Source organism: Soehngenia sp. (assembly GCF_055108775.1).
Genome location: NZ_JBSQIL010000073.1, coordinates 1 through 8661, shown reverse-complemented (window position 1 = coordinate 8661; position 8661 = coordinate 1). Strand labels below are relative to the sequence as shown.

5 protein-coding genes and 1 tRNA gene are annotated in these 8661 nt (G+C 33.0%); all 6 read left to right on the top strand.

The annotated features are described in order from the left end of the window. Positions 1-1085, top strand: a 1085-nt coding sequence (locus tag ACTB1H_RS08215; protein ID WP_463262364.1) for an S-layer homology domain-containing protein, incomplete at its 5' end; no start/stop codon positions are given. Between the two features lie 182 nt (positions 1086-1267). Further along, the gene (gene secA, locus ACTB1H_RS08210) at positions 1268-4021 is read left to right on the top strand and encodes a preprotein translocase subunit SecA (protein ID WP_463262363.1); all 2754 of its coding nucleotides are present in this window, start codon (positions 1268-1270) and stop codon (positions 4019-4021) included. A 63-nt stretch (positions 4022-4084) separates the two neighbouring features. Then, positions 4085-5141 (top strand): peptide chain release factor 2 gene (gene prfB, locus ACTB1H_RS08205; RefSeq protein WP_463262365.1). Its coding sequence is split into 2 segments (ribosomal slippage): positions 4085-4108 and positions 4110-5141, totalling 1056 coding nucleotides; the frame shifts between segments, so codons are not numbered across the junction. Between the two features lie 29 nt (positions 5142-5170). Beyond that, complete coding sequence (locus tag ACTB1H_RS08200) at positions 5171-7282, top strand: Tex family protein (RefSeq protein ID WP_463262362.1); 2112 nt, start codon at positions 5171-5173, stop codon at positions 7280-7282. A gap of 146 nt (positions 7283-7428) precedes the next feature. Beyond that, positions 7429-7503, top strand: a tRNA-Thr gene (locus ACTB1H_RS08195). Between the two features lie 23 nt (positions 7504-7526). Beyond that, the gene (locus tag ACTB1H_RS08190) at positions 7527-8330 is read left to right on the top strand and encodes a P-loop NTPase (RefSeq protein WP_463262361.1); all 804 of its coding nucleotides are present in this window, start codon (positions 7527-7529) and stop codon (positions 8328-8330) included. Positions 8331-8661: the final 331 nt, after the last annotated feature.

Below are 8661 nucleotides of genomic sequence, written 5' to 3'. Positions count from 1 at the left end.
ATCCTAAATTTAAAGATGTAGGAGAATATACAGTATATGTAAAAGTAGAAAATCCAAACTATGAAGATAGAACAGGATCAGCTACAGTAACAATAACAGCAAGAAGCATAACCGTACAATCACAAAATGCTACAAAAGTATATGACGGGACACCTTTAACAAATAATACTTTCACAATAACTAGTGGAGAACTTGTATCTGGAGAGACAATCACCGTAGTTATTACTGGTTCACAAACAAACGTTGGTTCAAGTAAAAACACAATACAAAGTATAAGTATAAAATCTGGCGATAAAGATGTAACTGAGAATTACAACATAACAAAAGTAGAAGGAACATTAACAGTAAATTCTCAAGTGGTACCGCCATTTATACCACCATTTATACCACCAGAAGAAGAAATAGATGAAGAAGTACCAACTGATTTTCCAGTATTGACAGATGAGCATATAGCATATATACAAGGCTATCCAGACAATACAGTAAGACCATTAGGGAGAATTACTAGAGAAGAAGTAGCAGCAGTATTCTACAGATTATTAGATCCAGAATACAGAAGCATGGTATTTAAAACAACACATAAATTTACTGACGTAAATTCAAATAGATGGTCCAATAAACACATTGCAACTTTAGCAAATGCAGAAATAATATTAGGATACGAAGATGGAACATTTAGACCAGGAAATTATATAACTAGAGCTGAATTAGCAGTAATAGCATCTAGATTTGATAATTTAAGTCCATTCGAATCAGATAAATTTTCAGATATAAAAGGGCATTGGGCAAATAAATATATCAATTCTGCAGCAGAAAAAGGCTGGGTAAAGGGATATTCTGATGGAACATTTAGACCAGATGAATATATAACAAGAGCAGAATTTGTAACCCTAGTAAATGCAGTATTGGAAAGAAAAGTAACCAAGGAATATATCCTTGAAGATGCAAGAAAATTTCCTGATTTAACCGAAGACAAATGGTACTATGAAGACATGCAAGAAGCAATAAACAGTCATGAATATGAATGGTTAGAAGACAATACAGAAAAATGGACCAAAATTTATTATCCAGATTTGGATATGTAATGATTAAAAGATATAGCCCTCTTAAGAGGGCTATATCTTTGTTAAAGAAGTATATAATAGGTTAGATTGGTTTACAATAAGCACAAATATATTTGCATATTCCTACATAAATGGTATAATATAAAGGCATTATAAATAGTGGCTACAATATTGTAGTGTGATTTGAAAGGATGATTTAACAAATGGGTTTGCTAAACAAAGTATTTGGCACATATAGTGAGAGAGAACTTAAAAAATTAGATGGAATAGTGGAAGAAATAATTTCTTTAGATGACGAAATGTCAAAACTTTCTGATGAAGAACTAAAGAATAAAACAGTTGAATTCAAAAATAGATTTGCAAATGGTGAAACATTAGACCAGCTGTTACCAGAGGCTTTTGCAGTGGTAAGAGAGGCATCCAATAGAGTACTCGAAATGAAGCACTTTAAAGTGCAACTTTACGGAGGTATAATACTTCACCAAGGTAGAATTGCTGAAATGAAAACTGGTGAAGGTAAAACCTTGGTTGCTACTTTACCTGCCTATTTAAATGCAATAGCGGGAAGAGGAGTTCATATAGTAACAGTTAATGATTATCTTGCTAAGAGAGATAAACAATGGATGGGCAAAATATATGAATTTTTAGGACTTTCTGTTGGGTGCATAGTTCACGGACTAGACAACAAAGAAAGAAGACAACAATATGCATGTGACATAACATATGGAACTAACAATGAGTTTGGATTTGATTATCTAAGAGATAATATGGTCATATACAAAGAGGAAATGGTTCAACGTGACCTTTTTTATGCAATTGTGGATGAAGTCGACTCTATCTTAATTGATGAAGCGAGAACTCCTTTGATAATATCAGGAGAAGGAGACAAATCAACATCGTTATATGAAATGGCAGATAAATTTGCCCAAACCTTATCTTTTAGATATTTAGATCCAAGTGAAGAAAGGCTTGATCCATTCAATAGAGAGATAAAGGAAGAAACAGTTGACTATATAGTTGATGAAAAAGCAAGAAGCATAATGTTAACAGAAAATGGAACAAGAAAAGCCGAAAAGTTTTTTGGGCTAGACAATTTAGCGGATATAGGAAATATGGAAATAGCTCATCACATAAATCAAGCATTGAAAGCTAGAAGTTTATTTAAAAGAGATATCGATTATGTAGTAAAAGATGAAGAAGTAATCATAGTCGATGAGTTTACTGGAAGATTAATGTTCGGCAGAAGATATAGTGATGGTTTGCACCAAGCTATTGAAGCAAAGGAAAAATTAAAAGTAAGATCGGAATCGAAAACATTAGCTACCATAACATTTCAAAATTATTTTAGAATGTATGAAAAATTAGCTGGTATGACAGGAACAGCAAAAACTGAAGAAGATGAATTTAGAGAGATTTACAATATGGATGTAATTGAAATACCAACCAATAAACCTGTCGTAAGATTAGATTATCCAGATGTTGTATACAAGAATGAAGAAGCTAAATTTAAAGCTGTTGTAAAAGAAATTAAAGAAAGACATGCAACAGGACAGCCAATTTTGGTAGGTACAGTTACAATTGAAAAATCTGAAATTTTATCTAAAATGTTGAAAAAAGAAGGCATAAAACATGAAGTTTTGAATGCTAAGCAACATGAAAGGGAAGCTGAAATAATTGCTCAAGCTGGTAGGTTAGGAGCAGTAACGATAGCGACAAACATGGCTGGCCGTGGTACAGATATTGTACTTGGCGGTAATCCTGAATATATGGCTAAACAAGAAATGAAAAAACGTGGATACGATGAAGAAGTTTTAGGATTAGTAGATAGTTTCTATGATACTAATGATGAAAATATATTAGAGGCCAGAAAGCTCTATCAAGAATTAGTTGAAAAATTTGAAGAGGTAACTAGAGAAGAACACAAAAAAGTAGTAGAAGCTGGGGGACTTCACATAATAGGTACAGAGAGACACGAATCTAGACGTATAGATAACCAGTTAAGAGGTAGATCAGGGCGTCAAGGAGACCCAGGAAGTTCGAGATTTTATATCTCACTAGAAGATGATTTGATGAGATTATTTGCAGGAGATAGAATAAAGAATTTAATGGAGACTGCAAATATGCCTGATGATGAGCCATTAGAGAATAGTATCCTAACCAGAACAATTGAAAATGCTCAAAAGAAAGTTGAAGGAAACAACTTTTCAATTAGAAAGCATGTCTTAAAATATGATGATGTAATGAACAAACAAAGGGAAATTATTTACAAAGAAAGAAGAAGAGTTTTAGAAGGAGAAAACCTAAAAGACCATATTTTAGAAATGGTTAAGAATCTTGTCCAAAATAATATTGAAATCTATACAAGACAAGCAAAATATCCTGAAGAATGGGATCTTGAGGGCTTAGAGGTATTTTTAGAAAAGACATTTGGAATGAAAAAAGGAATTCTCTCAGAGCTTGACATAGAGAGTTTAACTAAAGATAAATTATTACAATTTATTTTAACTAAAGCAAATGAAATTTATGATAATAAAGAAAAAGAATTTGGAGAAGAAACTTTCAGAGAAATAGAAAGAATAGTTTTACTCCAAGTAGTAGATTCAAAGTGGATGGATCATATAGATGCTATGGATCAACTTAAACAAGGTATAGGATTAAGGGCAATGGGACAAGAAGATCCAGCTAGGGCATATCAAATTGAAGGTTTTGATATGTTTGAAGAAATGACAATAAGCATTTGGGAGGATACAGTTCAGTTCCTATTCCATGCTGTTAAATCTAAACCAGTTGAAAGAAAGAGAGTAGCTAATCCGATTGAAATAGGCAGCCCAGAAAATACAAATAGAACTGTTGTGAACAAAACGAAGAAAGTTGGAAGAAACGATCCTTGTCCATGTGGAAGTGGAAAGAAATATAAAAAGTGCTGTGGCGCTCCTGACAAAGAAAATGTAATTTAATGAAAGGGTGATAGAGTGGATTTGTATTTGGATAGAGAAAGGTTGAACAATTGTTTAAACATTATGACAGAGCTGGGTGTTTCTCTTTGACTTGCCGAGTAAAAGAAAGCTCGTAGAAGATTTAGAAAAAAGCACTTACGATGAAAATTTTTGGAAAGACCAAAAAAAAGCACAAGATACAATGCAGAAAATAAAGAGCTTAAAAGAGCAAATTGAAAAGTATGAAAAATTGAAAAACAAAGTCGAAGACTTGGAGGTATTATACCAGCTAATGTCTGAAGAAGATGATTATACCGATTACGATATGGTTGAGAAAACCTTGGATGAAGTTGAGGACGAAGTTCTTGAATTTAAAATATCCACTTTATTAAATGGGGAATATGATGAACATAACGCAATATTATCCATTCATGCAGGAGCTGGAGGATTAGAGGCTCAGGATTGGGCAGAGATGTTACTTCGAATGTATAGAAGATGGGCTGAAAACAAAGGTTACAAGATTGAAACATTAGATATTTTACAAGATCCAGAAGCAGGTATAAAATCAGTAACTTTGTTAATTTCTGGATACAATGCTTATGGCTATTTGAAAGGGGAAAAAGGTGTTCATAGACTAGTCCGGATTTCTCCCTTTGATGCTTCTGGTAAAAGGCATACTTCTTTCGCAAGCGTAGATGTATTTCCTGAACTTAACGAAGAGGAAGATATCGAAATAAATGAAAAAGATCTAAAAATAGACACATATAGATCTACAGGAGCTGGAGGACAACATGTAAATACTACTGATTCTGCAGTTAGAATTACTCATATTCCTACTGGAATAGTTGTTCAATGCCAGTCTGAAAGAAGTCAGCATTCTAATAAAGAAACGGCACTAAAAATGCTTAAAGCAAAGTTGATACAGTTAAAGGAAGAAGAAAACAAAGAAAAAATAGAAGATCTTCAAGGCTCTTATTCTCAGATAGCATGGGGCTCACAAATAAGATCTTATGTTTTTCATCCTTATAGCATGGTAAAAGACCATAGGACCCAAGCAGAAGTTGGAGATGTCTACAGAGTCATGGATGGAGACTTGGATTATTTTATAAATGAATATTTGAAATACAAAGCTCTTCAGTAGAAGAGCTTTGATTGAGCTTAGGAGGATATATGGATATAATCAAAGAAATTGCAAAAAGTTTGGATTTAAAGGAAAGAAATGTTGAAAATGCTATTAAATTATTAGATGAAGGAAACACAATACCATTTATTGCTAGATACAGAAAAGAATTAACTGGGGAAATGACGGATGTAAAGCTTAGAGAATTAGACGAAAAACTTACATATTTAAGAAATCTAGAAAAAAGAAAAGAAGATGTAATCAGACTAATAGACGAACAAGGCAAACTAACTGATGAACTGAGAGAAGAAATTGAGAAATCCGAAAGTCTGCAAAGGATAGAGGATCTTTATAGACCATTTAAGCCAAAGAGAAGAACCAAAGCAACAATAGCAAGAGAAAAAGGGCTAGACAAATTGGCTGAAGTTATTATGGCAAATGAATTAGAAGATGATAAATTATTAGAGTTTGCAAGTACTTTTATAAATGAAGAAAATGATATTAAAACCATAGAGGATGCTTTTAATGGGGCTAAAGATATCATAGCAGAAGATATATCAGATGATGCAAACATAAGAAACAAGGTAAGGGAATATCTTTACAAGCATGGAATTATTGTAGTGAAAGCTATAGATGAAAATTTAGAATCTGTTTATGAAATGTATTATGACTATAAGGAACCAATAAAAAACTTGGCTAATCATAGAATATTAGCGATAAATAGGGGAGAGAATAAAAAGGCATTAAAGGTTAGCTTAGAAACACCGGATTTTGATTTAACCAATTTAATTAAAGAAGAGATACTAAAAAACAAGAAAAGCCTAACTAATGATTTATTGGAACAAGCTATAGAGGATTCATTTAAAAGGTTATTATTCCCGTCTATAGAAAGAGAAATTAGAAGTGATCTTACACAAAGGGCAGAAGAGGAAGCGATAAAAGTATTTGCTTTAAATTTAGAACCACTGCTAATGCAACCCCCAATAAAAGGAAAAGCAATATTAGCTATAGACCCTGGTTTTAGAACAGGACTTAAAGTCGTAGTTTTAGATGAAACAGGCAAACTTTTATCTCATACTAATATTTTCCCTGTAGAGCCACATAACAAGATCGAAGAAAGCGAAAGTATATTATTAAATTTAGTAAACGAATATAACGTAGAAATAATAGCAATTGGGAATGGCACAGCATCTAGAGAAACAGAAAGCTTTGTTGTAGAATTCATTAAAAAATATAATTTAACCCAATTGAGTTACATTATCGTAAATGAAGCAGGTGCTTCCATATACTCTGCCTCAGAAATTGGGCAAAAAGAATTTCCTGATAAAGATGTTACAGTTAGAGGAGCTGTTTCTATTGGGAGGAGAGTATTAGACCCATTAGCTGAATTAGTAAAAATAGAACCAAAGCACATTGGCGTAGGGCAATATCAACACGACTTGAATCAGAAAAGATTAGACGAAGTGTTATCAAAGGTAGTAGAAGATTGTGTAAATAGAGTTGGGGTCAATCTCAACACAGCAAGTATTTCTCTACTAAAATATGTTTCGGGAATTAATTCTAAATTAGCAGAAAACATCGTAGCATACAGAGAAGAGAATGGGAAGTTTACTTCAAGAGAAGAACTTTCTAAAATTAAAGGAATGGGAGAGAAGACTTTTAAGCAATGCGCAGGTTTTTTAAGAATTCCTGAAAGTGACAATATCCTAGATAATACCAGTGTTCATCCAGAAAGCTATGATATCGCACATAAATTACTAAATCTAGATTATAAATCAAGAGATATAGATGAATTAGCTAGAGAATTAAATATAGGTAAACCTACATTAGTCGACATCATAAAAGAACTTGAAAAACCAGGTAGGGATTTAAGAGAAGATAGACCAAAGCCAATTTTGAGAAGTGATGTTTTGAAAATCGAAGATCTAGAGATAGGAATGGAACTTTTAGGGACTGTAAGAAATGTAGTTGATTTTGGCGCATTTATAGATATCGGAGTAAAAGAAGATGGTTTAGTTCATATATCTGAAATATCGGAAAAATATATCAAGCATCCTAAAGAAGTCTTAAAAGTAGGAGACATTGTTAAAGTGAGGATAATAAAAATTGACCTTAATAAAGGTAGAATATCATTGAGCATGAAAGGAATAAGCCAAGCTTGATAGCTTGGCTTATTGATGTTTTACAGAAAAGTTAACAAACCTTTTAAAAAGAATTCTGTATTTCAGTTGTAAACCTTAAATTCTTAATAAAATACTTAAAAAAATCAATGAAATGTTGTATAATTATACTGTTAATTACATTAAATGCTGATGTGGCTCAGTGGTAGAGCAGTGCACTCGTAATGCACAGGTCGTCGGTTCAAATCCGACCATCAGCTCCATAATTTAAAAAAGGAGAATTTTAATGACTGATAATATTAATATAAATCATGAACCAACAAATAAAAAATCGAGCTTCATCTTAAAGCCAAACGATAAATCAAATATAAAGAAGATCATCGGAGTTGTGAGTGGAAAAGGCGGAGTTGGGAAATCATTAGTAACCTCTCTAATTGCCGTAGAAATGCAAAGGAGAGGATATAAAGTTGCAATAATGGATACAGATATAACTGGGCCTTCTATACCAAAAATATTTGGCATTACTGAAAAAGCCAGAGGAAATAAGGATGGTATATTTCCTGTCAAAACTAGAACGGGGATAGATGTAATGTCATTAAATCTATTGCTTGAGGATGAAACGGATCCCGTTGTTTGGAGAGGACCTATTATTGGGGGAACAGTTAGACAGTTTTGGACTGAGGTGATTTGGGAAGATGAGGATTTTTTGTTTATAGATATGCCACCTGGAACAGGCGATATAGCTTTAACAGTTTTTCAAAGCATTCCCGTAGATGGAATAATAGTGGTAACATCTCCTCAAGAATTGGTATCGATGATAGTTACTAAAGCAGTAAAAATGGCTAAGATGATGAATATACCAATCGTTGGACTGGTTGAAAACATGAGTTATTTTAAATGCCCTGACAACGGCAAAGAATATAAAGTGTTTGGCGATAGTCATATTGATGAAATAGCTAAAGAGTTTAATTTAAAAGTATTGGCAAAACTACCAATAGACCCAGAAATTGCTCAAAGATGTGACAGAGGGGAGATTGAAACAATAGGACTTAATTCTCTCGATTCACTAGCTTTTGAATTAGAAAAATAAATATTTATATTATTAACAGAAAACGAACTAGTGAGGGAAAAGATCACTAGTTCGTTTTAATTTCGTGCTCGCATGGGAGGTAGCTTGGCCGTGAAAGTCCAACACTACCTGAAATTCTGACTGTAAATGCGGCGAGTATATGGGGATGAAGGTAGTTGTTCTTACCCGGGGAGGTCTCATGAACATGGGAAAACAAAGTACAAACCATGGTTGAAACAAGATTTGTCATGAAAAGTCAGCATGCAAGGCTTGAAAAGCAAGGATATTATTATAAATGCTAAAATAAAAATGTACAAAAATGCAAATATAACTATGTACAAAATCCAATAAA

What these genes read in the sequence shown, in the direction of transcription:
- ACTB1H_RS08190 (WP_463262361.1), top strand. Translation starts at nt 7,527, where the DNA reads ATGACTGATAATATTAATATAAATCATGAACCAACAAATAAAAAATCG.
- secA (WP_463262363.1), top strand. Translation starts at nt 1,268, where the DNA reads ATGGGTTTGCTAAACAAAGTATTTGGCACATATAGTGAGAGAGAACTT.
- ACTB1H_RS08200 (WP_463262362.1), top strand. Translation starts at nt 5,171, where the DNA reads ATGGATATAATCAAAGAAATTGCAAAAAGTTTGGATTTAAAGGAAAGA.